17 protein-coding genes are annotated in these 22801 nt (G+C 69.4%); 6 read left to right on the forward strand and 11 right to left on the reverse strand.

The features are described from left to right. Window positions 1-50: 50 nt before the first annotated feature. From J7357_RS06150 to J7357_RS06160, 3 genes are all read right to left on the reverse strand, one after another. Window positions 51-944, reverse strand: a complete 894-nt coding sequence (locus tag J7357_RS06150) for an energy transducer TonB (protein WP_244667320.1) — start codon at window positions 942-944, stop codon at window positions 51-53. A 61-nt stretch (window positions 945-1005) separates the two neighbouring features. After that, the gene (aceK, locus tag J7357_RS06155; RefSeq protein ID WP_209245418.1) at window positions 1006-2745 is read right to left on the reverse strand and encodes a bifunctional isocitrate dehydrogenase kinase/phosphatase; all 1740 of its coding nucleotides are present in this window, start codon (window positions 2743-2745) and stop codon (window positions 1006-1008) included. A gap of 57 nt (window positions 2746-2802) precedes the next feature. Continuing rightward, window positions 2803-3726, reverse strand: coding sequence for a LysR substrate-binding domain-containing protein (locus J7357_RS06160; RefSeq protein WP_209245419.1), 924 nt, complete (start codon window positions 3724-3726; stop codon window positions 2803-2805). A gap of 95 nt (window positions 3727-3821) precedes the next feature. On the opposite strand from J7357_RS06160, the gene J7357_RS06165 reads away from it, so the two are divergent. Beyond that, window positions 3822-4037: a hypothetical protein gene (locus J7357_RS06165; RefSeq protein ID WP_209245420.1), complete on the forward strand. Its 216-nt coding sequence runs from the start codon at window positions 3822-3824 to the stop codon at window positions 4035-4037. Between the two features lie 83 nt (window positions 4038-4120). Here the strand turns inward: J7357_RS06165 and J7357_RS06170 are convergent, their stop codons facing one another. The 5 genes from J7357_RS06170 to J7357_RS06190 form a co-directional block, all read right to left on the reverse strand. Next, window positions 4121-6355, reverse strand: coding sequence for an NADP-dependent isocitrate dehydrogenase (locus tag J7357_RS06170; RefSeq protein ID WP_209245421.1), 2235 nt, complete (start codon window positions 6353-6355; stop codon window positions 4121-4123). Window positions 6356-6615: 260 nt separating this feature from the next. Next, window positions 6616-7971, reverse strand: coding sequence for a Gfo/Idh/MocA family oxidoreductase (locus tag J7357_RS06175; protein ID WP_209245422.1), 1356 nt, complete (start codon window positions 7969-7971; stop codon window positions 6616-6618). 64 nt (window positions 7972-8035) lie between these two features. Next, complete coding sequence (locus tag J7357_RS06180; protein WP_209245423.1) at window positions 8036-11008, reverse strand: TonB-dependent receptor; 2973 nt, start codon at window positions 11006-11008, stop codon at window positions 8036-8038. Window positions 11009-11127: 119 nt separating this feature from the next. Beyond that, window positions 11128-14490: a TIM-barrel domain-containing protein gene (locus tag J7357_RS06185; protein WP_209245424.1), complete on the reverse strand. Its 3363-nt coding sequence runs from the start codon at window positions 14488-14490 to the stop codon at window positions 11128-11130. 73 nt (window positions 14491-14563) lie between these two features. Beyond that, complete coding sequence (locus J7357_RS06190; protein ID WP_209245425.1) at window positions 14564-14809, reverse strand: hypothetical protein; 246 nt, start codon at window positions 14807-14809, stop codon at window positions 14564-14566. Between the two features lie 3 nt (window positions 14810-14812). Here J7357_RS06190 and J7357_RS06195 point away from each other — a divergent pair, with 3 nt between their 5' ends. From J7357_RS06195 to J7357_RS06215, 5 genes are read left to right on the forward strand one after another with little or no spacing between them, the layout of a single operon-like run. Further along, window positions 14813-15967 (forward strand): SIS domain-containing protein, encoded by a 1155-nt coding sequence (locus tag J7357_RS06195; protein ID WP_209245426.1) that lies wholly within the window; start codon window positions 14813-14815, stop codon window positions 15965-15967. Beyond that, entirely contained in the window at window positions 15960-16898 is a 939-nt protein-coding gene (locus J7357_RS06200) for an ROK family protein (protein ID WP_209245427.1), read from the forward strand. The genes J7357_RS06195 and J7357_RS06200 overlap by 8 nt, the downstream gene beginning before the upstream one ends. Before the next feature lie 15 nt (window positions 16899-16913). Continuing rightward, window positions 16914-18248 carry a D-tagatose-bisphosphate aldolase, class II, non-catalytic subunit gene (locus J7357_RS06205; protein ID WP_209245428.1) on the forward strand — a complete coding sequence of 445 codons (1335 nt, stop codon included), beginning with the start codon at window positions 16914-16916 and terminating at the stop codon, window positions 18246-18248. A 33-nt stretch (window positions 18249-18281) separates the two neighbouring features. Then, window positions 18282-19058, forward strand: coding sequence for a DeoR family transcriptional regulator (locus J7357_RS06210; RefSeq protein ID WP_209245429.1), 777 nt, complete (start codon window positions 18282-18284; stop codon window positions 19056-19058). After that, window positions 19055-20179: an amidohydrolase family protein gene (locus J7357_RS06215; protein ID WP_209245430.1), complete on the forward strand. Its 1125-nt coding sequence runs from the start codon at window positions 19055-19057 to the stop codon at window positions 20177-20179. The genes J7357_RS06210 and J7357_RS06215 overlap by 4 nt, the downstream gene beginning before the upstream one ends. 397 nt (window positions 20180-20576) lie before the next feature. On the opposite strand, the gene J7357_RS06220 is transcribed toward J7357_RS06215, so the two are convergent. The 3 genes from J7357_RS06220 to queF all read right to left on the reverse strand — a co-directional run bounded on the left by J7357_RS06220 (window position 20577) and on the right by queF (window position 22592). After that, entirely contained in the window at window positions 20577-21095 is a 519-nt protein-coding gene (locus tag J7357_RS06220; protein WP_019801234.1) for a hypothetical protein, read from the reverse strand. Between the two features lie 48 nt (window positions 21096-21143). Further along, window positions 21144-21437: a LysM peptidoglycan-binding domain-containing protein gene (locus tag J7357_RS06225; protein WP_019801235.1), complete on the reverse strand. Its 294-nt coding sequence runs from the start codon at window positions 21435-21437 to the stop codon at window positions 21144-21146. Between the two features lie 336 nt (window positions 21438-21773). Next, entirely contained in the window at window positions 21774-22592 is an 819-nt protein-coding gene (gene queF, locus J7357_RS06230) for an NADPH-dependent 7-cyano-7-deazaguanine reductase QueF (protein ID WP_209245431.1), read from the reverse strand. Window positions 22593-22801 lie beyond the last annotated feature (209 nt).

Raw genomic sequence — 22801 nt, forward strand, 5'->3', positions numbered from 1 at the left:
CGCCTGCGCGGGCAGCCCGGCCTGCAAGACCAGGCGAACACCGGCGCCGATCAACCGCCCTGCAGCGGCGTCAACAGGCGCGGGCCGGCGCCGTCGGCCATGTACACGCCGCCGGCCGGCAACAGGTCCGGCGAGAAGCCGGCAGCATCCTCGTCGGTACTCCACGGCGCGCGCTGGCGCGGGCCAGGCACGTAGCTCATCCAGCGGCCGTAAGCCGACGGCGCACCCTGGCGGGGCTGGTCGAGCAGCGCGTAATCGACCGGCACGCGCACGTTCCAGTACGGCGCATCCACGTGCTTGCCTTCGCTCGGCGGGCGGAAGGTCCACTTGCGCGCCGCGCCGAGCGCGCTCTTGCCCAGCACCTCGCGCAGTTGCTGCATCTGTTGCTCGGACGCCACCACGCGCAAATTGACCTGCTCGACAACGGCATCGGCCACGCGGCCATCGCGGCCCACCTTGAGCACCAGGTACGCCGAGCCCGCGGCACCGACGCTGTAGGCCGCTTGCGGATAGGCCGGCGGCTTCATCCGAATCGCGGTCACCACGCTGTGATCGCTCGGATCGTAGCGGGTGAAGTCGGCACTGCGGATCTCGATCTGATAGTCGTCGCCTTGCAGACGTTTGGCGACCAGTCGCAGGGTCATCGGCGCGCGCGCCGGCACCGGCTTGCCATCGCGCATGCCCGGCTCGAACTTCCACTGCATCACGCTGTTGCGGACGAAGCCAACCACCCCCTCGGGCAGGCGTTCCTGCTGGTCCAGCGCCAGCGCCGACACCTTGCCGCTGGGTTCGATGTCGATGGTGCCGCTCACCACCATGCTGCTTTCGATCTGCTTGCGCACCGCGCCAGGCCCGACTCCGTCGGCGGCGACGGCAGTCAATGCCAGCAGCAGCGACAGCACGGCGCTCCAGCGCCACCACGAACGGAGGGATCGACGTTGCATCGCGCATTCCTTTGCCTGAGATGAGGCGCCGATTACACCGCACTGGCGGCCCACCGGCAACTCAGGCCAGGCGCAGCGCGTCCGGGTAAGGCGGCGCGTCCGGATAGTCGTCCTCGCGCAGCCGCGCCTGCAGGTCGCGCCACCACTGCGGATCGAACAGCTCGCCGTGTGCGTGGCGCACCGCCTCCAGCGACGCGGCGGGCAGGCCCATGAACATCGCGAAGCGCTCCGGGAACACATCGCGCGGGGCGACGTGGAACCAGGGTTCGGCGGACATCGCCTCTTCCTCGTTGCGCGGCTGCGGCCAGTCGCGGAAGTTGCAGTCGGTGACCAGGCACAGTTCGTCGTAGTCGTAGAACACCGCCCGGCCCTGCCGCGACACGCCGAAGTTCTTCAGCAGCATGTCGCCGGGGAAGATGTTGTTGCGGGCCATGTCCTTGATCGCCTGTGCGTAGTCCAGCGCGGCCTCGCGCGCGGCCTCGGCGCCCTGCTCGCGCAGGTACAGGTTCAACGGGCGCAGCCGCCGCTGCACGTAGCACAGCTCGACGATCAGGTCGTCGCCGTCCTCGCGCAGGCTGCGCGCGCAGCCCTCCATCAACTCCTTCAGCAGCGCCGGGGCGAAACGCGAGCGCGGGAAACGCAGCGAGCGGTACGGCTGCGCGTCGAGCAGGCGGCCGACGCGATCGAGGTTGAACACCAGCGCGTACTTCTCCTCCACTTCCTCGCGACTCATCGTCTTCGGGTAGGCGAAGCGGTCGCGGATCAGCTTGAACACCAGCGGGTAGCTGGGCAGGGTGAACACCGCCATGACCATGCCCGGCGTGCCCTCGGCATGCACCAGTTGTTCGTTGGGATGCGCCTGGAAGTGGCGGAAGAAGGTGCGGAAGCGCTCGGTCTTGCCCTGCTTGGCGCGGCCAAGCATGGTGTACAGCTCGTCGATCGGCTTGTGCGGCAGCAGGCTGCGCAGGAACACCACCGCATCGCCGACGGTGGACAGGTCGGCCTGGAAATAGCTGCGCGAGATGCCGAACAGCTGCGCCACGTCGTTGCGCTTGGTCAGCACCGCTTCGGCCCGCAGGCCCTGTTCGTCGTTGACCAGGGCGATGACGCAGGGCGAGAAGCGGTGTTCGCCGAACACGCGGCCGATCAGGTAGGCGCGGCGCTCGCGGTAGAACACCGTCTCCAGCAGTTCGATGCCGCGTACCGGATTCTCGCCCCAGTGGGCGAGGTCGTCCTGCAACCGCACCGCGATGGCGGCCGCGCAGCGCGTGCGGTGCGCGTACGGCACGTCGAACGGATAGTCGCCGAGTACGCGCACGAACGCGTCCACAGGCCGCGCCTCGGACACCACGTAGTTGTGCCGCGCCACCGGATGGGTGATGGCGTCGGTGGGCTCGATATCCAGCGCCACGAACTCGATCTGCGCGTCCACGCCCTGGGTCCGGAAGAAGCGCCGGGTCAGGGTGTTGTAGAAGGTCTTGTACAGCTCCTGGTCGATCAGCGCGGCGATCAGCTCGGCGTAGTGGTCGCGTGCGCGGATCCACAGCGCGCGGTCATGCGCCTGGCCGAGCAGCACCGCGCGCAGGCGCAGCATGCATTCGGCGATGCACTGGTCGTACAGGGCGATGCGCTCGATCGCATCCTCGCGCGCGGCGCTCCAGTCGCGCGCCTCGAAGCGCTGGCGCGCACGCGAGGAGATCTGCGCGAAGCGCGCGTGGTAGTCCTCGAACGCCTCGAAGACGATGCGGCCGATGACCTGGGCACGGCGTTCGGACGGTAGCGGCAGCGGTGTGGAGGGCATACCCGCAGTGTAGAGCGTGCGATGCGGGTTGAGGCGGGTGCGTGTATCCGCTACGTCCTAGCCCCGCGCGCGACGGCGCTTGGGGGTGAGCGGCGCTGCCATGGGGGGCTGCAGGTGCTCATCGGCCTGCGCGCGCAGCCAGTCGCGGAACGCCAGGAACCCGCCATGGGCGGCCGAGCGCGGCGGATACACCAGGTAATGCGACCAGGACGCCTTGACCCGATGCGGCGACAGCGGCACCAACTGGCCGGCGTCGAGCAGCAGTCGTGTCCGGGTGATGCGGCCCAGGGCCACGCCCACGCCGTCGAGCGCGGCGCGATGTTGCGACTCGGAATCGTCGAACACCGCGACATAGCGCGCCGGCGCCTCTTCACCGGCGGCCGCGAACCAGCGGTCCCATTCCCCGTCCGGATCGCCGATCAGCGGCCACTGCGCCAGCGGCCCTGGTCGTGCGCCCATCCGCGCGATCAACGCCGGGCTGGCCATCGGCATCAGCCACTCGTCGAACAGCGCCTCGACCGCCAGGCCCGGCCACTGCCCGTTGCCGATGCGCAACCCGGCATCGACCTGCAGCTGGCGCTCGAAGTCGACCAGATGCTTGTCCGACAGCAGATTGATCTCGACCTGTGGGTGCCTGGCCAGGAAATCGCCCAGGCGCGGCACCAGCCAGGCCGAGGCCATCGATGGGGTCAGGCTGATCGTCAGCACGTGGTCGCGGCGCGCGGCGAACGGCTGCAGCGCTTCGCCGATCGCGTCCAGGTGCGGGCCAATGCGCTCGAGCAGGCGCCGCCCGTCCGCGGTCAGGATCACCCCGCGCGGGTGCCGGTCGAACAGGCGATGGCCCAGGCGCTCTTCCAGCGCGTGCATCTGGTGACTCAGCGCGCTGACGGTAAGGTGCATCGCGGCCGCCGCACGCGACAGGTTGCCGAGTCGGGCGACGCTGACGAAACCCTGCAAGGCATGCAGCGGCGGACGCGCCATATTGAATCCCATTCAAGTCTTTCTTGCGAAATGCGAGATTTTCCCTGCTCCAGCTTGCTCCTATTGTGGATTTCACTCAAGCCAGGAGCACGACGATGAGCATCTACAGCGATCTGTTGTTCCACCATGGGCATATCGCCGACGTCGCGCTGGCGCAGTCGCTGGTCGCCCCCGGAAAGGCGCCGCCCGCATCGGCCGATGCGCGGCCCCAGGATCCCGAGGCCGCGGCGATGCGCACGTGCAGCGAGCAGCAGCCGTCTCCCGCCTGCGCCGCGGCACCCACTGAAGAACGCCTGTCGCCCTTCCGCTGAGGCGCCGGCCGGGACACGTGCACAAAAAACCCGGCCGGCGCGTGCGCGCCGGTCGGGTTCGGTTGCGGCACCGCGGCAGCGGACTACTGCGCGTTCAACGTCGCCAGGGCGTCGTTGAGGGTCTTGCTCGGCCGCATCGCCTTGCCGACCAGCTCCAGGTTCGGGCGGTAGTAGCCCTGAATGTCGACCGGCTGGCCCTGCACGCCGTTGAGTTCGGCGACGATGGTCGCTTCCTGCTCGGTCAGTTGCTTGGCCAGCGGGGCGAAGCGCGCCTTCAGCGCGGCGTCCTCGTCCTGCGCGGCCAGCGCCTGCGCCCAGTACAGGGCCAGGTAGAAGTGGCTGCCGCGGTTGTCCAGCCCGCCGACCTTGCGCGAGGGCGACTTGTCGTTGTCCAGGAACTGGCCGTTGGCCTGGTCCAGGGTGCGCGCCAGCACGCCGATGGCGGCGTTGTGGTGGCGCTGGCCCAGGTGTTCCAGCGACGCGGCCAGGGCCAGGAACTCGCCCAGCGAATCCCAGCGCAGGTAGTTCTCTTCGACGAACTGCTGCACGTGCTTGGGCGCCGAACCGCCGGCACCGGTCTCGAACAGGCCGCCGCCGGCCATCAGCGGCACGATCGACAGCATCTTGGCGCTGGTACCCAGCTCCATGATCGGGAACAGGTCGGTGAGGTAGTCGCGCAGCACGTTGCCGGTGACCGAGATGGTGTCCTCGCCCTTGCGGATGCGCTGCAGCGAGAACGCGGTGGCTTCCACCGGCGGCAGGATACGGATGTCCAGACCGTTGAGGTCGTGGTCCTGCAGGTAGCGCTCCACCTTCTGGATCATCAGCGCATCGTGGGCGCGCTGCGGATCCAGCCAGAACACCGCCGGGGTGGCGCTCAGGCGCGCGCGCTCGACCGCCAGCTTGACCCAGTCCTGGATCGGCGCGTCCTTGGTCTGGCACATGCGCCAGATGTCGCCGGCTTCCACCGCATGCTCCAGCAGCACCGTGCCGCCGACATCGGTGACACGCACCGTGCCGTCGACTGGGATCTGGAAGGTCTTGTCGTGCGAACCGTATTCCTCGGCCTTCTGCGCCATCAGGCCGACGTTGGGCACGCTGCCCATGGTCGCCGGGTCGAACGCGCCGTGCAGCTTGCAGTCCTCGATCACCGCCTGGTACACGCCGGCGTAGCAGCGGTCCGGAATCACTGCCTTGGTGTCCTGCAGCTTGCCTTCGGCGTTCCACATCTTGCCGGAGTCGCGGATCATCGCCGGCATCGACGCATCGACGATCACGTCGCTGGGAACGTGCAGGTTGGTAATGCCCTTGTCGGAGTTGACCATCGCCAGCGCCGGGCGCTGCGCGTACAGCGCCTGCAGGTCGGCCTCGATCGCAGTGCGCTGCGCTTCGGGCAGGTTGGCGATGCGCGCGTACAGGTCGCCGATGCCGTTGTTGGCGTCGAAACCCACCTGCTTGAGCGTGGCGGCATGCTTGTCCAGCACGTCGCGGTAGAACGCCTCGACCACCACACCGAACATGATCGGGTCGGAGACCTTCATCATGGTCGCCTTCAGGTGCAGCGAGAACAGCACGCCCTGCTGCTTGGCATCGGCGATCTGCGCCTGCACGAAGGCGGCCAGCGCACGCTTGCTCATCACCGCCGCGTCGATCAGCTCGCCGGCCTGCACCGCGGTCTTTTCCTTCAGCACGGTCACCGTGCCGTCCTTGCCGACCAGTTCGATCTTGACGCTGCCGGCCTGTTCGATCAGCGCCGAGCGCTCGCTGCCGTAGAAATCGCCGGCGTCCATGTGCGCCACGTGCGACTTGGACTCGGCGCTCCATGCGCCCATGCGGTGCGGGTGCTTGCGTGCGTAGTTCTTCACCGAGGCCGGCGCACGGCGATCGGAATTGCCCTCGCGCAGCACCGGATTGACCGCACTGCCCTTGACCTTGTCGTAGCGCGCCTTGGCCTCTTTCTCTTTCTCGTCCTTCGGCTCGTCCGCATAGTCCGGCAGCGCATAACCCTGCTGCTGCAGTTCCTTGATCGCGGCCTTGAGCTGCGGCACCGAGGCGCTGATGTTGGGCAGCTTGATGATGTTGGCTTCCGGCGTGGTCGCCAGCTGGCCCAGCTCGGCCAGGTCGTCGGCGATGCGCTGGTCGTCGCGCAGGTATTCGGGGAACTGCGAAATCAGGCGGCCGGCCAGCGAAATGTCGCGGGTCTCCACGGCGATGCCGGCGGTGCCGGCGAACGCGGCGACGATCGGCAGCAGCGACTGCGTCGCCAGGTACGGGGCTTCATCGGTGAGCGTGTACAGGATCTTGGGCGTATTCGACATGACGCGACGGATGACCTCTGGCAGGGGGAAATAGGCAGCACCGACAGTACGGCGGCGTATGTTTCTTATGGGTTCCGCGATGCCGCAAACCGTCCGACATCGGCCGTCCATTGTCGCGTGTCTGCCGGCTGCGGGCAAAGCGCGGGGGTTCGTCGTCCATTCGCGCTGCAACGGCACCGAGCGCCGATACCCGCAGCGCCAGAACGGAAAACGCCGGGCAGTGCCCGGCGTCGCGACCGCATGCCACCACGGCATCGCGCTCAATACGCGCCGTCGAACGCAAAGATCGGCGTGCGCTGGCGCCACGCGCCCGCGGTGAAATCCGGGAAGGCCACGGTCTGGAAGCCGCTGGCGATCGACTGTTCGGAGAGCGGGGTGATCGCGCTCCAGGTCACGGCGTCGTAGATGTCGATCGGCATCGGTGCCCTCGCCTTCAGTGCTTCGACAAAGGCGTGGATGACGAACCAGTCCATGCCGCCGTGGCCGGCGCCAGCGGCGGTGGCGGCATAGCGCGTCCACAGCGGGTGTTCGTATTGATCCTGGTAGGGCTTGAAGGCTTCCCACTGGTGCGGCGGGCTGCGGCCTTCGAGATGGATCGACTGGTTGAGGTCCATCCACAGGCCCTTGGTGCCCTGCACGCGGAACCCCATCGAATAAGGACGCGGCAGCGAGGTGTCGTGCTGCAGCAGGATGGTCTCGCCGTTGGCGCAGGCCAGGGTGGTGGTGACGACGTCGCCCAGCTTGAACGCCACCTTGGTGCTGGGATGAGTGTTGCCGCCGCTCTTGGCCACGGTGTAGTCGTGCAGGCCGCGGGCCTTGCTGGCGAAGGCGTTGAGGCGGGTGAAGCGGTTGCCGCGATTGATGCCGGCGTACATCGCGCACGGGCCGATGCCGTGGCTGGGATACAGCTCGCCGTTGCGCTGCACCGAATGCGCGGTGCGCCAGCGCGCTTCGCTCCAGCCCTTGGCACCGAACTCCACGCCGCTGTCGTAGGGCTGGTCCGGGTCGCCGGAGTTGAACTTCACCCCGCGCAGGTCGTGCTGGTAGCCGGCCTGCAGGTGCACCAGCTCGCCGAACAGGCCCTGCCGCACCATCTGCAGCGCGGCCATCACGTCGCGGCGGTAGCAGACGTTCTCCAGCAGCATGTACGGGGTGCCGGTGGCGAGCTGGGCGTTGAGCACGTCCCAGTGGTCCTGCAGGGTGATGCCGGCCACCACCTCGCAGCCGACCGCAACGCCCGCCTGCATCGCCGCGATCGCCATTGGCGCATGCCACTCCCAGGGCGTGGCCACGATCACGCCATCCAGCCCTTTGTGCGCCAGCACGCGCTTCCAGGCGCTGGCGTCGCGGTCCTGGCCGTAGGCGGTGGGTGCGGGCTTGCCGGCCTTGGCGACCATGGCCATGGCGCGGCCGAGCATGATCGGCTCGCTGTCGCACAGGGCGACCAGGTCCACGTCGTCGCGGCGCAGCAGTTCGGTCAGCAGCACCTGGCCGCGCATGCCGGTGCCGATCATGGCCAGGCGCAGGGTGCGCTTGCGCGCCCAGGCCGGCGTCTGCGGCAGCAGGCTGCTGGCGGCGATGGCAGCGCCAGCGGCGATGAAGTCGCGTCGTTTCATGCGGTGCGGTCTCCTCTTGGATGCGCGCCGGCGTCGGCCGGCACGCATGCTGCTGCAGGTGCGCTCACTTGAAGCGGTAGCCGATGGTCACGCTGTAGCCGCGGCCGAAGATGGTGGCGTAGTCGCTGGAATCGCCGAGGAAGCTGTTCGGATCGTAGAACGGCAGGCGGTCGAACAGGTTCTTGACGGTGAAGCTCAGGTTCCAGGCGTCGTCCGGGCGCCAGGTGACGCTGAGGTTGGCGGTCCACCACGACGGCGCGCCATCGCACTTGCTCGGCTGCAGCTTCAGATAACCGGCGGTGCAGGTCTGCGGGTTGTTGTCCTCGGCGTCGATCCGGTCGGTGGCCCACTTGGTGCCGCCGACGTAGTTGACGAACATGCTGGTGGTGACCTGGCGGTAGGTCCAGTCGGCGTTGAGCGTGGCGCGCAGGCGCGGGTTGTTGTAGTAGCCGACCACGTCGCCGTAGTACCAGCCGCTGTCCTGGTCCATGTAGAAGCGGTTGCGGTTGGCGATGGTGGCGGCCAGGCCGATGTTCAGCCCGCCCCACCGGCCGAGCGAGAAGCGGCTGCGCGCGTCGATGTCGAAGCCGTCGACCAGGGTCTTGCCGCGGTTGCGGTACTGCCCGACCACACTGGCGACGTTGCCCACGCTGTAGCCCGGCAACGTGCCCGGGCAGGCCACGCCGCTGGCCGGGTCTGCGCACATCGCCGCCAACTGCGCGAGATTGGCGCGATCGCTGTCGGTGATCGGCGAGCGGGTCATGGCGGTGATGTCGCCGGCGCGGCGGTAGTCCGGGGCGACGATTTCGTTGTCGCGATAGATGAACCAGTAGTCGGCCGACACCGACAGCCAGTTGGCCGGCTCGTAGACGAAACCGAGCGTGGCGATCTTGGCCTTCTCCGGCTTCAGGTCCGGGTTCGGCTGGGTCATGCGCGCCACGGTGCGGCTGCAGTCGGCATTGAGCAGGCTCTTGCCCAGGTCCACGTCGCCGCTGCGGCGCGACTGCAGCAGCAGGTTGGCGATGGCGTTGGTCTCGCCGCAGCGCACCTCGTCGCGGTAGCCGCCCAGCTGCGCATAGACGCCGCCGCTGCCGGACTCGGCCAGGCTCGGCGCACGGAAGCCGGTGGAATAGGTGCCGCGCAGCAGCAGTTGCTCGAAGGCCTGGTACTTGAAGCCGACCTTGGGCGCGAGGTTGGTGCTGAAGTTCGGGTACTTGTCGGCGCGCAACGCGGCGTCGAGTTCCAGCTTGTCGGTGATCGGCGCGACGGTCTCGGCGAACAGCGCATAGGTGTTGCGCTTGCCGTCGAACCAGGAGCCGCCCTGCTGGGTGATCAGGCCGTCGGCCGCGTCCGGGTTGCCGGGGGTGTAGAAGGTCTCGCGGCTGGCGTTGAAGCCGAACGCGGCGCGCATTTCGCCGGCCGGCAACTGGAACAGCGGGCCTTCGATCTTGCCGTCGAGGGTGTGCAGGCGCGTCCACGATTCGATGTCGAAGGTGGGGAAGGCCTCGCGGATCAGCGCAGCGTTGGCGGCGCTGATCTCGCCGAACCTGTACGCCGGGTGGTCGGAGATGATCACCCGGCCGGTGCCCGGGTCGATGGTGAACGGGCCGAACGCCTTCTCGAAGCCTTTCACGTTGACGTTGACGGTCTGGTAGGTGACCGAGTGGGTGCCGGCGGTGGCGAAGGCGGTTTCCCAGTTCCAGTCGCCGAAGCTGCCGCGCGCGCCGCCGAGCACGCGGTAACTCTTGTCGGTATTGCGCTGGCCGAAGTAGTCGGGGCCGGCGTCCTGCAGCAGGTACTGCAGGCCGACCACGCCGCCCATCATCGCCTTCAACTGTGGGCTGGCATGGTTGTACTCGTTGTTGGGCCCTAGGAACGGATACAGGAACTGGTTGACGGTGTTGCCGGTGTTGCGCGAGAACCAGCTGGTGGGGTTGCCGGTGGTGGTGTTGAACGCGCGCGGGGTGCCGCCGTTGGCGCGCAGGTCGATGTCGGTGTAGGTGGCCTCGGCGAACAGTTCGGTGCTGGCGCCGACCAGGAAGGTGCCGTTGAGATAGGCGGTGTTGCGTTCGGACTTGGCGCCGGCGTCGATCTCGTTGTTCAACCACGTTTCCCACACGCAGCGCGGGCCGGCGGCCTCGCTGGTCAGCACGTTCTGGCAGCCCGGTGCGGCTTCCTGCACGCGGCGCCCGGTGACCGGGTCGAAGGCGAAATAGCTGCCCGGGTTGAACTGGCCAGGCTTGCTGCCCACGCCCAGGCGCAGGTTGGTCAGGTAGTTGGGATTGTTGACGTAGTACTGCGCCGGGCGCTTGTCGTAGAAGTCGCGCAGCGGGATCGCATCGCGCCGGTACACGTTGACCGCGCCATAGACGTTGAAGCGGTTCTCGGCAAGGTCGCCGAAGCCGGCGGTGATGCTGGCCTGGTGTTCGCCGTAGGACTCGATGCGGGTGGAGGTGTCGTTGCTGAAATTGATCTCCGCACCCTGGAAGTTGCGCTTGGTGATCACGTTGATGACGCCGGCCACCGCGTCGGTGCCGTACACCGCCGAGGCGCCGTCGGTCAGCACTTCCATGCGCTCGATCGCCGCGGCCGGGATCGCATCGATGTTGACGAACTGGGTCTGGAAGCCGGCCGGCGCGCCGTAGTACGACAGGCGGCGGCCGTTCAACAGCACCAGCGTGCCCTGCGCGCCGAGGCCGCGCAGATTGGCCTGCGAGGCGCCATCGGAACCGGTGAACAGCGAGCGCGCGTCCTGTTGCGCCGGCCGCGCCGCCGGCAGGTTGTCGAGCACCTGCAGCAGCGTGCGTGCGCCCATCGCCTGGATGTCCTGCTTGCTGATCACCTGCACCGGCGAGGCGGTCTCCACGTCGGTACGGCGGATGTTGGAGCCGGTGACCTCGACCCGGGCCAGGTCGGTGGCGGCCTGACTGTCCTGCGCGGCGGCGGGTTGCAGGGCGGCGAGCAGGACACCGGCGATGGCCAGGGTCAACGGAGCGAGCGGGCGACAGCGGGGATGAAGATGACGGGCGGGCAACATCGGGGTTCTCTCCTGGCAGGGTGCGGCGCGAACGCGGAATCGGCGGGCAAAGCGCTCCCGGGCCACGGCCAGGCGGCCGCAGTCGGGAAAGGCGGGGGAGGAGCGGTGTTACGGGGCGGTCATGGGGCGACGAAGCTGGCGGTGTCGCCCTCCTGACCGATCAGTACGGCGTTGGCCCAGTTGGCGCAGACCTGGGCAGGCTGCGGACCCTGCGCACCCAGCGTGCGCAGACTCAGGGTGGACAGGCCGCGGATGTCCAGCTCGGGCTTGACCACGCCCGGCGCGCTGACCAGGCCGCTGTCGTAGAGCAGGCGGCCGTCGCCCCAGACCTGGAACCGCAGGCCGCCGGCGCTGCGGCAGGCGTCGTCGATGCCCAGGTCGGCGCGCAGCAGGCGCCAGTCGCCGTGCAGACGCAGATCGAGGCGGCTGTCGGCGCCCACGCCCAGGCCGCGGCGGAACTGCAGGCCGTTCATGCGCATGCCGGCATCGCCGCGCAAGGCCTGGTCGGCGCGCACGCGACCGGCCAATGCCGCTGGCAACGCCAGCTCGGACAGGTAACGCTGCTGCGCCGGCCGCTCCGGCGCCGGGTGCTCGAGGATGTGGAAGGTGGACAGCGTGATCGGGCCGACGTCGCGCGGCTGCAGCGCATCGAAGGCGCGCGGTCGGCGCTGCGCGGTGGTGACCATCGGGTCGTTGCTGTCGGCGCCGTCGCCCTCGGGGTTCTGCACGCTCAGCACGCGGAAGCGCAGCAGGCGGCCAGCGTGCGCCGGGAAGTCGATGCGCTGTACGCCTTCCTGCAGGCGCAGGTGGCCGCGCGCCACCGGCTCGCCCCACTCGCCGTTGCTGTCGCCCAGGTAGACCTCGTAGTCGCGCACCTGGCCGTGCTTCCAGTTCTTGTCGTTGCGCGGCGCCAGCTCGATGCCGTCGATCATCTTGCGCTCGCCGAAACCGATCACCCATTCGTGCGCACCGGTGCGCACGGCCTGGTTGCGCACGCTGCGGAACCAGGTGCCCGGGTCGTCGTCGAAGGCGTTCTCCAGCGGATGGCCGGGCTCCTCGGCCGGGCGGTTGACCACCAGCAGGCTGTCGGCGGGCAGCGCGCGGCCCAGCACCGGCGCGGCCGGATAGGCATCGTCGGCCGCGGCGGCGGCGACCGGGAAGTCCAGCATCAGCTGCAACGGCTGGCGGATGTCCTGCACGGCGGTGCGCACGTGCACGGTGCCGCGGCGCTCCCTGGGGTCGAAGTACCAGCCTTCGCTGGCCGTGGCGAAGGCCGCGGCGTCGGCGAGCGCGCGCAGCGCGCGTTCGCCGACCTGCACCGACCGCGGCGCCTGCCGCGCGAGCACGCGCAGCGCGTAACGGCGCTGCGGCAACTGTCCGGCGTAGCGGCCCTGCACCGGGTCGATCCATACCTGCACCGGGCCGCTGCCCTGCGCCGGCGCCTGCATGCGCACCACCTGCGTGCTGGACTCGCCCTGCTGGTAGCGGCGGGTGTTGCCGTCGTCCTCGTACAGCGTGTACTGCGAGGCCCCCTGCGGATACAGGTCGAAGGTGACCTCGTCCAGCGGCTTCTCGCCGTCGTACAGCATCGCCGGGTACATCGGCAGGATCGCGCCGGCGCGCACGAACAGCGGCAGCGTGGCCAGGTCGACCTGGCGGTCGAGCTGGCGGCCGTCGGCGCCGGCCTGCACGCGGCGACCGTCCCAGTAGTCGATCCAGCCGCCGGCCGGCAGATGGATGTCGCGCCGCCAGCCGCGGCTGGCCGCCTGGCTGCGGTACACCGGCGCCACCAGCAGGTCGCGGCCGAGCAGGAACTGGTTCTTGTACGTCTCGTCCTGTGCGTGCGGATCGCGTGGGTCCTCCCACATCAGCCCGCGCACCGGCGGCGCGCCGGTCTGCGCGGCATCGTGCACCAGGCCGTACATGTACGGGGTCAGGCGCATTTTCAGTTTCAGGTAATCGCGGTTGATGCTGCGATACGGCTCGTCGTACCACCACGGATGCTTGCGCGCATTCGACGACCAGCCGCTCATGCCCATCAGCACCGGGGTGAAGGCCTTCCACTGCAGGTCGCGGGTGAAGGTCTCGGCGCTGCCGCCGAAGATCGCATCGACATCGCCGGCGGCGTAGGCCATGCCCGACAGGCCGGAGCCGATCAGGGTCGGCACATGCCAGCGGATGTAGTCCCAGCTGCTGCTCTGGTCGCCGGTCCAGGCCACCGCGTAGCGCTGGATGCCGGCCCAGCCCATCACCGTCCACAGGAACGGGCGCGCATCGGAGTTGGCGAGGATGCCGTCGTAGGCCTGGTGGTTGGCGTCCATCGCGAACTGGTAGCCCTTGCCGGTCCAGGCCACGTCCAGCTTCTGCACGCGGCTGCCGGCCTTGCCGACTTCCCAGGCGATCTTGTCCACGCCGTTCTCGGTCCACAGGCCGGTGCGGAAGCCATAGCGGGCCAGGCCCTGCACGGTCTCCGGCAGCCTGGTGTAGCCGCAGCCGTAGCCGTCGTTGGGCAGGATCCAGCCGCCGGGCATGTCGTGCTCGCGGTATTGCCGCGCCACGCTGTCGACCACGTCCGGGGTGGTGCCGGTGGGGCCGTCGTGCCAGCCGTCGGGCACGGTGCCAGGTTTCTTGGCGTTGTCGCCGTCGTTGTAGCAATCGGCATCGCCGTAGGACAGCGACCAGCGCGCCAGCATGCTCGGGCGGCCGGTCAGTTGGGTATAGCGCTCGATCAGGCGCGGCAGGTCGGCGCCGACGAAGTAGTAGGCGTCGAAGCGGTCTTCGCGGTGCAGCAGCGTGGCCTGGTCGGGCTGGCGCAGGTCGTAGCTGCCGTCGCTCCAAGTGTTGCGCAGCATGCCCCAGCCGCGGCTGCTGAGCAGCATCGGCGCCGGGCTCGGGCGATCGCCCTCCTCCCAGCCGCCGGAATACGACACCTCCAGCTCGCGGCCCTTGAACTGGTAGCGTCCGTTCTGCTGGCCACCGCCGTAATAGGCTTCGTCGGCCTGCGAGGACAGCACCTGCACGCTCTGCGCGGCATCCAGGTCCAGCGGCTGCAGTTCCTGCCACAGCGCCACCGCGCGGCCCTGCTCCAGCCGCTCCAGGCGCAACCGCAGCGGTTGCCGCTGCACGTGCAGCACCAGCGCGTCGGTACGCACACGCAGTTCCTGCGCATCTTCTTGCAGCTGCGCCTGCACGGCGGTCTTGGGCTGCGGCAGCACGATCGGCGTGGCCTTGTCGCCGGCACCGGTGAGCGTGCCGTGGCGCCCGGCCTGCACACGCACGATATCGGCCGCCGGCAGTTCGATGCGCAGGCGCACGCCGCGGTCGGTCTGCAGGTCCCAGCCCTGCACGCCGTCGCGGCTGGCGCTGGCGGCGACCGTGCGCAGGTTGCCGACCGGCTCGGCCACGGCACTGGCGGCCACCAGCAGCAGGGCCGGCAGCGCGATCGCCGGCAACAGCGGCGAACGACGAACGCGATTCTCCACACGACCCCCAAACCCGTTTCCCCGGGCGTTTCGAAAGCGTTGCACCGACTCTAGGCCAGGGATTTGAAAGATGTCAATAAATTGAAAGCAAAAAACAAGATTTATTTTGGCAAATCGAAAGTTTATGCAACGCTGTGCTTTTCTTTTGCGCAGTGAAATTGCTCAAAATTCCATCCGACAGCAACATCACGCGGCTACTTTCGTTTTTGATGCGCAGCATCCGGGCAAAAGCCGCGCTGCCTAAATACTTTCTTTTTTCTTTCGATGTTTGACATTTCGAAAGAAAAGCAGGATGGTGCGCTGGCCCAACAGGAACCACCGCATGGACCTCCTTCCGCTTTCCGATGCATCCGCCTGGCAGCGCCTGGGCGGGGCCGACACCGCCCGCGAGATCGCCCAGCAGCCGGCGCTGTGGCGGACCCTGGCGCAGGACCTGGCGCAGGCCGGCGACCGCCTGCAGGCCTTCCTCGGCGACCGCCTCGCTGATCCGAACCAGCGCGTGCTGTTCACCGGCGCCGGCAGTTCCGGCTTCATCGCCGAGATGGTGGCCGATGCGATCAATGCGCAGTGGCCGGCCGAGGTGCGTGCGGTGCACACCACCAGCCTGCTGACCCATCCGGCGCTGTACCTGCAGCGCGCGCGGCCGACCCTGCTGGTGTCGTTCGGACGCAGCGGCTCCAGCCCGGAAAGCGTGGCCGCGGTGGAGCGCGTGCGTAGCGACGTGGACGAGGCGCGCTTCCTCGACATCACCTGCAACGCCGACGGCGAACTGGCCCGCCGCGGCGCCGGCCGCGCCGACACCTGCACCCTGCTGATGCCGCCGGCCAGCTGCGACCGCGCCTTCGCCATGACCAGCAGCCTCACCTGCATGCTGCTGGCGGCGCTGAGCGTGTTCGACCGCGCGCCGTGGGCGGCGCGCAGCGCGCGCCTGCAGCGGCTGGCGGAACTGGCCGACCACGGCCTGGCGCAGTGGGACGGCGCGGTGGCGGCGCTGGCGCAGCGCCCGTTCGCACGGGTGATCTATCTCGGCAGCGGCCCGCTGGAAGCGCTGGCGCGCGAGGCCGCGCTGAAGGTGCTGGAACTCACCGCCGGCCGCGTGCTGGCGCTGGCCAACACGCCGCTGGGCTTCCGCCACGGCCCCAAGTCCACGCTCGACCGCAGCACCCTGGTGGTGATGCTGCGCAGCGTGCAGCCGCTGGCGCGCCGCTACGAACAGGACCTGCTCGACGAACTGCGCCGCGACGGCGTGGCCGGCCAGGTGCTGGCGATCGGCCCGCATGCGGACATCGGCGCGGGCGACGACCACACGCTCGCCGTCGCCGGCCTGGACGATCCGTGGCTGGCGCCGCTGTGGCTGGGCTTCGCGCAGCTGTTCGCGCTGCAGCGTTCGGCCGCGCTCGGCCTGACCCCGGACAACCCGTTCCCCGACGGCACCGTCAACCGCGTGGTCCAGGGCGTCACCATCCACCATGGCTGAGCCTGGCGCGCCCACTTGTTACGGCCTGGACGTCGGCGGCACCAAGATCGAACTGGTGGCCTGCGACGCCGCGCTGCAGGTGCTGTGGCGGCGCCGCGTGGCCACGCCGCAGGGCGACTACGCCGGCTTCCTGCAGGCGGTGGTGGCGCTGGTGGCCGAGGCCGATGCCGCGCTCGGCTGTCACGACAGCGCGCTCGGCATCGCCCTGCCCGGCGTGCGCGACCGCCGCAGCGGCCGCCAGTTGAGCGCGAACGTGCCGGCGCTGACCGGCCAGTGCGTGGCGCAGGACCTGCAGGCGCGACTGCCGCGCCCGCTGTCTATCGGCAACGACCTGCAATGCTTCGCGCTGTCCGAGGCGCACGGCGGTGCCGCCGACGGCTATCCCAGCATGTTCGGCGCCATCCTCGGCACCGGCGCCGGCGGCGGTTTCTGCCTGCACGGCCGCCTGCTCGCCGGCTGCAACGGCATCGCCGGCGAATGGGGCCACTGGAGCGTGCCCGGGCACCTGCTGCAGCGCCATCGCCTGCCGCTGCTGGACTGCGGCTGCGGCCTGCAGGGTTGCGTGGAGCGCTACGTGTCCGGCAGCGGCGTGGCGGCGATCGCGCGCCATCTCGGCAGCGAGGCCGCCGACGCCAGCGCGGTGATCGCCCTGGCCGAGGCCGGCGACGTGCGCGCGCGGCAGGCGCTGGACATCCACCGCGACCTGCTCGGCCACAGCCTGGCCGCCGTGGTGCTGGGGCTGGACCCGCACGTGATCGTGCTCGGCGGCGGCCTGTCGCAATACCCGCCGCTGTACCGGCAACTGCCCGAGGCCATCGCCGCGCACCTGTTCGCCGGCGTGCAGGTGCCGCCGATCGTGCCGCCGCGCTTCGGCGATGCCGGCGGCGCGCGCGGTGCCGCGCTGCTGGCCTGCCATCCCGCCTATTCCTGATCCGCCGGAGTGTCCATGTCGCCCTTGCAGACCCTGCTCGCCTCCCATCGCGCCGGCGCCAACGTCGGCCTGTACAGCGTCTGCTGCAGCAACGACCAGGTGCTGCGCGCGGCGATGCAGGTCGCGCTGGCCCACGACACGCTGCTGCTGGTGGAGGCCACCTCCAACCAGGTCGACCAATTCGGCGGCTATACCGGCATGACCCCGGCGCAGTACCGCGATTACGTCGGCGCACTGGCCGAGACGGAAGGGTTTCCGCGCGCACGGCTGATCCTGGGCGGCGATCATCTCGGGCCGAATGCCTGGCAGAAGGGGCCGGCCGCCGAAGCCATGGCCCATGCACGCGTGCTGATCGCGCACTACGTCGCTGCGGGGTTCCACAAGATCCACCTGGACTGCAGCATGGCCTGCGCCGACGACCCCGTGCCGCTGCCCGATGCCATCGTCGCCGCGCGGTCGGCCGAACTGGCCGAGATCGCCGAGCGCACCGCCGCCGCACATGGCCTGCCGCCGCCGGTGTACGTGATCGGCACCGAGGTGCCGATTCCCGGCGGCGAAGCTTCGCTGGCCGGCGGCCTGCAGGTGACCACGCCGGCCGCGGCCGCGCAGACCCTGGCCATCCACCGGCAGGCCTTCGACACGCCGTCGCTGCGCGCGGCGTGGCAACGGGTGATCGCGCTGGTGGTGCAGCCGGGCGTGGATTTCGACCACAGTAGCGTGCACGACTACGACCCGGCCGCCGCCGCCGCGCTGGCCGATTTCCTCGAGCAGCAGCCGCGCATCGTGTTCGAGGCGCACTCCACCGACTACCAGCGCGAGGACGCGCTGCACGCGCTGGTGCGCGACCACTTCGCCATCCTCAAGGTCGGCCCCGCCGCCACCTTCGCCTACCGCGAGGCGCTGTGCGCGCTGGCGGCGATCGAAGCCGAACTGCTGCCGGCGGCGCAGTGCTCGCAGCTGCCGCAGGTGCTGGACGCGGCGATGCTGGCGCAACCGGTGTCCTGGCAGTCCTACTATCCGGGCGACGCGACCGAGCAACGCCTGCTGCGCCGCTATTCCTTCAGCGACCGCTGCCGCTACTACTGGGGCGCGCCGGCGGTGCGCGCGGCGGTGGAGACCTTGTTCGCCAACCTGGAAGCGCATGCGCCGCCGCTGGTACTGCTCAGCCAGTTCCTGCCCGAGCAGTACCGCGCGGTACGCGCAGGCCAGCTCGCCACTACCCCGGCGGCCCTGGTCCAGCACCGTATCGGCCTGTGCCTGGGCGAGTACGCCCGCGCCTGCAGCGCCAACCGCGCCGGCGCGCGCGCGCCGCACGCAGGGGCGGCTGCCGGCGGCGCGGCGAACGGCTAATCTTGCCGGTCGCCCGCGAATCCGAGAATGGCCATGCGCAACACCCGCTCCCGCCGCCAGCAGATCCTGCAGTCGCTGCTCGAACGCGGCACGGTGCAGGTCGCCGACCTGGTGGAACGCTTTGGCGTGTCGGCCGTGACCATCCGCGCCGATCTCAACCATTTCGAGGCGCAAGGCCTGGCCACCCGCACCCACGGCGGCGCCACGCTGGTGCGCACGCCGCCGCAGGAGCAGGACATCCACGAGAAGGACGCGCTGAACCTGCCGCTGAAGGAGTCCATCGGCGCCTGCGCCGCGCGCATGGTGCAGCCCGGCGCCAACATCATCATCGACTCCGGCTCGACCACGATGACCCTGGCCCGGCACCTGCGCGGGCACCGCGACGTCACGGTGATGACCAACGGCCTCAACATCGCCTGGGAACTGGCCAACGCGCCGGGCATCAACGTGCTGCTCACCGGCGGTCAGCTGCGCCAGCAGTCGCTGTCGCTGCAGGGCAGCCAGGCCGAGGCCAGCCTCAACGCCTACGGCTTCGACACGCTGTTCCTGGGCGTGGACGGCCTGGACCTGCAATTCGGCCTGACCACCCACGACGAAGCCGAAGCGCGGCTCAACCACCGCATGGTCGAGCGCGCGCGGCGCATCGTGGTGCTGACCGACGCCTCCAAGTTCGGCCGGGTCAGCCTGCACCGCATCGCCCGCCTGGACCAGATCCACGCCATCATCACCGACGCCGGCATCGACGAGGCCACCCGCGAGGGGCTGCAACGGCTGGGCATCGAGGTGATCATCGCCGAGTCCGCACCATGACCGACACCCATTCCCTGCACGGCCGCCTGCTCACCCCGCTGGGCTGGCGCCGCGGCCACGTCCACTTCGACAGCCACGTGCGCCGGCTGCAGGTGGACGACCACAGCGGCGGCGACGATCCGCAGCTGCCGCTGATCCTGCCCGGCTTCGTCGACCTGCACGTGCACGGCGCCGCCGGCGTGGACCTGATGCAGGGCGACGACGCGGCGCGGCGCATCGCCCGCACCCACCTGCGCTTCGGCACCACCACCCTGCTGGCGACCACCATGACCGCCGGCGTCGAGGAGATCGCGCACGCGCTGCGCGGCGTCGCCGCGGCCATGGCCGCGCCCGATGCCGACGCGGCCTGCATCGCCGGCGTGCACCTGGAAGGTCCCTTCATCAGCCCGCAGCGGCTGGGCGCGCAGCCCGACCGCACGATCGAGGCCAGCCTCGCCCAGGTCCAGCAGTGGCACGCGCTGGCGCCGATCCGGGTGCTGACCCTGGCGCCGGAAATCGGCGCGCACACCGCGCTGATTCCGGCGCTGACCGCGCTGGGCATCCGCGTGCAGCTCGGCCACAGCGCCGGCAGTTACGAGGACGGCGTGGCGGCGCTACAGGCCGGCGCGGCCGGCTTCACCCACCTGTTCAACGGCATGACCGGCGTGGACCACTACCGCCCCGGCATTGCCGCCGCGGCGCTGGCGCATGCGCAGTACGCCGAGCTCATTCCCGACCTGCAGCATGTGCATCCCGGCGTTATCCGCCTGGCCGCGCGCGCGATCCCGCGCCTGTACGCGGTGACCGACGCCACCGCCGCCACCGGCATGCCCGATGGCGAATACGCATTGGGCGAGCAGCGCGTGCACAAGTGCGGCGGCTGCGTGCGCCTGGCCAGCGGCTCGCTGGCCGGCAGCGCGCTGACCATGGACCAGGCCTTGCGCAACTTGGTGCAGGCGGGCCTGGAGCTGGCCGATGCCGCGCAGCGCGTGTCCACCTTCCCGGCCGACTACCTGGGCCTGGGCGATCGCGGCCGCATCGCCCCCGACGCCCGCGCCGACCTGGTGGTACTGGACAGCGATCTGCGCCTGCGGCAGGTGGTGGTCGGCGGACGCCTGCTGGAGTTGCACGCGCCGCACTGATCGCCGTGCGCGGCAGCGCGCAAACGCGGCGCTGGCCAACGGTGGTGCGCGCGGACCCTGCCGAGTGGACGGCAGGGCATTGCCCAGGACGTGCGTGGGGATGGAATGGCGCCGCTGATCCGCCGGATGCAGCTTGCGCCTGCGTGGCAGGAGCGGCTGCAGCCGCGATGGGCGTTCCCGGCAAGGCCGGTCGCGGCTGAAGCCGCTCGTACGACGGGTTTCCGGGCTCTGGGAGTGTCCTGAAGTCTCCCACACCTTCTTCATCCGGCGAGTCGGCAGTGCTGCCGGGGCATCGGCTCACGCATAAAAAAGGCGCAGCCTTGCGGCTGCGCCAGCATGCCGCACGCGCCGGGAGAGAGGCGGCGCGTGCGACCCGTGACCCGGGCTCAGCCCTGGATCACTTCACCTCGAACGTCTGCGGCGTGCCCGCCGCCTGGCCGTTCACGGTGACTTCGGCCTTGTACTGGCCGGCCGGCCAGCCCTTGGGGTTGGTGAATTCGAAGTTGGTGGTCTCGGCACCGCTGGTATTGAGCGTTTCGGTGCGCTCGCCGGCGGTCTGGCCGTCCTGGAACACGAGCTTGGCACCGACATTGGCATTGGTGGCCGAACCCTCGGTCTTCACCGATACGATGATCTTGTCCTTGCTGGCGAGCGTGGTCAGCGGCGCCACCGACTTGTCGGCCGCGGCGGTGTTGCCGACGGCGACCGCGGCAACGTTCACCGCATTGGCGGCAGCGGGCGCGGGCTGTTCTGCCGGCGCAGCCGCGGGACCCGGCATCTGCTCGGTCGGCGCGGACGACGTGGGATCGGGCGACACGGTCTGCTGCTGCTCCTGCTTCTTGCAGCCGGCCAGCGCCAAGGCGCCGACCAGTGCGAGCATGAGGGGCGAAAACGAGGACATCGTGCGGTGCTTCATGGGTAAAAGACTCCTGTCGGAATAACGAAGAAATGCGCCAGCGGCGGCTCAGGCGCCAGCAGGCAACTTGAGCGTCTGGCCCGGATAGATCTTGTCGGGGTCGACCAGCACATCGCGGTTGGCCTCGAAGATGCGCGTCCAGGCATTGCCGTCGCCGTAATGCAGCTTGGCGATCTTGGACAGCGAATCGCCGGGCTTGACCACATACACCTGCTGCACCTGCTCGGCGGTGCTGTCGACCTTGCTCTGCACGGCGGAGAAATCCGCCTTCTGCACGACGTCGGCGGTGGTGTCCACCTTGGCGGTGACTGCCGAAAAATCGGCGCGCTTGTCGCTGTTCATCGCGTGGCTCCCTGCGTGATCGGACGCTGCCACGGTGTCACAGGATTTGTTAAAAAAGGATCGCGCGGCCGTGAACTGCGCCGCTGCGGTTCAGGCGCATCGCATGCGTTCCACGCGGCGAGATGCGTCGCTCGAACGGTCACCACCGTGCACGCCAGCGGGACCGCGAGCACACGCCACCATCGCTATGTGGGCGCATCGTCCAGCCGACGACTGCGAGAATCGCGATCTGTCGCAGAGAAGTTGACGACAGCGCTACCCTCAGGGCGCTCCTTGTGGGAGCGGCTTCAGTCCCGACTGCAGCACGCTCGGTGCAGTCGCGATTTCGAAGGCGTCCTACTGGCGCAAATCGCGCAGGAAGCTCATCGGTTCGGCCACATCCGCGGTGGCGCGCCAGGGATTGATGTCCAGGCCGCCGCGGCGGGTGTAGCGCGCCTCCACCTGCAGCGACTGCGGGCGGCAGCGCGTCATCAGGTCGTGGAAGATGCGCTCCACGCATTGCTCGTGGAAGCCGGCATGCTCGCGGAAACTGATCAGGTAGCGCAGCAGGCCTTCGCGGTCGATGCGGCCGCCGCGGTAGCGCAGGTGCAGCGAGGCCCAGTCCGGCTGGCCGGTGACCGGGCAGTTGGACTTGAGCAATTCACTGGTCAGGGTCTCTTCGACCACCTCGCCGTCGACGGCGGACAGGAAGTCCGGACGCGGCGGACCGTAGCAGTCGATGGCGATGTCCAGCGCATCCAACGACTCGCCCTCGCCCAGCGTGTCCATCGGCGGCAGGCCGAATTCCATCGCCACGTCGGCGCCGGCGCGCGCCGACAGGTCGGTGACGATGCAGCTGCGCAGGGCTTCGGCGCTGTTGAAGCGCATCGCGTTGAGCGAGTTGAGATAGAGCTTGAGCGATTTGGATTCGATCAGGTTCGGCGAAGCACACGGCACCTGCAGGGTCGCGGTGGCCACGCAGGGCTTGCCTTGCGCATCGAGCCAGCTCAGTTCATAGGCATGCCAGCGGTCCACGCCGAAGAACGGCAGCGCCGCGGGATCGAGACCGATCTCGGTGCGCGCGGCGGCGCGGGGGATGGGAAACAGCAGCGACGGATCGTACTGCGACGGATAGGCGACCTCGCGGCCGAGGCTGGAATCCTGGGGGGTGTTCATGCGGTGCAGTGTAGCGGGCGGGTTCTGGCTGGCAGGTGTATGGGGCGGGGATTCGGGATTCGGGATTCGGGATTCGGGATTGGCAGAAGCGCATCGCGCTGCTTGCGTCGATGCGCCTGCGTCGATTCAGGGCTTCGTGCGTCGCGACTGAAGTCGCTCCCACAGGGGCGATCGAGCGTCGCATGGCGTAGGAGTCAACTGTCATGCAG

Origin of the sequence: Xanthomonas sp. D-109 (assembly GCF_017746095.1) — a bacterium.
Lineage (GTDB): Bacteria > Pseudomonadota > Gammaproteobacteria > Xanthomonadales > Xanthomonadaceae > Xanthomonas_A > Xanthomonas_A sacchari.

What these genes read in the sequence shown, in the direction of transcription:
- J7357_RS06150 (WP_244667320.1), bottom strand. Translation starts at nt 944, where the DNA reads ATGCAACGTCGATCCCTCCGTTCGTGGTGGCGCTGGAGCGCCGTGCTG.
- aceK (WP_209245418.1), bottom strand. Translation starts at nt 2,745, where the DNA reads ATGCCCTCCACACCGCTGCCGCTACCGTCCGAACGCCGTGCCCAGGTC.
- J7357_RS06160 (WP_209245419.1), bottom strand. Translation starts at nt 3,726, where the DNA reads ATGGCGCGTCCGCCGCTGCATGCCTTGCAGGGTTTCGTCAGCGTCGCC.
- J7357_RS06165 (WP_209245420.1), top strand. Translation starts at nt 3,822, where the DNA reads ATGAGCATCTACAGCGATCTGTTGTTCCACCATGGGCATATCGCCGAC.
- J7357_RS06170 (WP_209245421.1), bottom strand. Translation starts at nt 6,355, where the DNA reads ATGTCGAATACGCCCAAGATCCTGTACACGCTCACCGATGAAGCCCCG.
- J7357_RS06175 (WP_209245422.1), bottom strand. Translation starts at nt 7,971, where the DNA reads ATGAAACGACGCGACTTCATCGCCGCTGGCGCTGCCATCGCCGCCAGC.
- J7357_RS06180 (WP_209245423.1), bottom strand. Translation starts at nt 11,008, where the DNA reads ATGTTGCCCGCCCGTCATCTTCATCCCCGCTGTCGCCCGCTCGCTCCG.
- J7357_RS06195 (WP_209245426.1), top strand. Translation starts at nt 14,813, where the DNA reads ATGGACCTCCTTCCGCTTTCCGATGCATCCGCCTGGCAGCGCCTGGGC.
- J7357_RS06200 (WP_209245427.1), top strand. Translation starts at nt 15,960, where the DNA reads ATGGCTGAGCCTGGCGCGCCCACTTGTTACGGCCTGGACGTCGGCGGC.
- J7357_RS06205 (WP_209245428.1), top strand. Translation starts at nt 16,914, where the DNA reads ATGTCGCCCTTGCAGACCCTGCTCGCCTCCCATCGCGCCGGCGCCAAC.
- J7357_RS06210 (WP_209245429.1), top strand. Translation starts at nt 18,282, where the DNA reads ATGCGCAACACCCGCTCCCGCCGCCAGCAGATCCTGCAGTCGCTGCTC.
- J7357_RS06215 (WP_209245430.1), top strand. Translation starts at nt 19,055, where the DNA reads ATGACCGACACCCATTCCCTGCACGGCCGCCTGCTCACCCCGCTGGGC.
- J7357_RS06220 (WP_019801234.1), bottom strand. Translation starts at nt 21,095, where the DNA reads ATGAAGCACCGCACGATGTCCTCGTTTTCGCCCCTCATGCTCGCACTG.
- J7357_RS06225 (WP_019801235.1), bottom strand. Translation starts at nt 21,437, where the DNA reads ATGAACAGCGACAAGCGCGCCGATTTTTCGGCAGTCACCGCCAAGGTG.
- queF (WP_209245431.1), bottom strand. Translation starts at nt 22,592, where the DNA reads ATGAACACCCCCCAGGATTCCAGCCTCGGCCGCGAGGTCGCCTATCCG.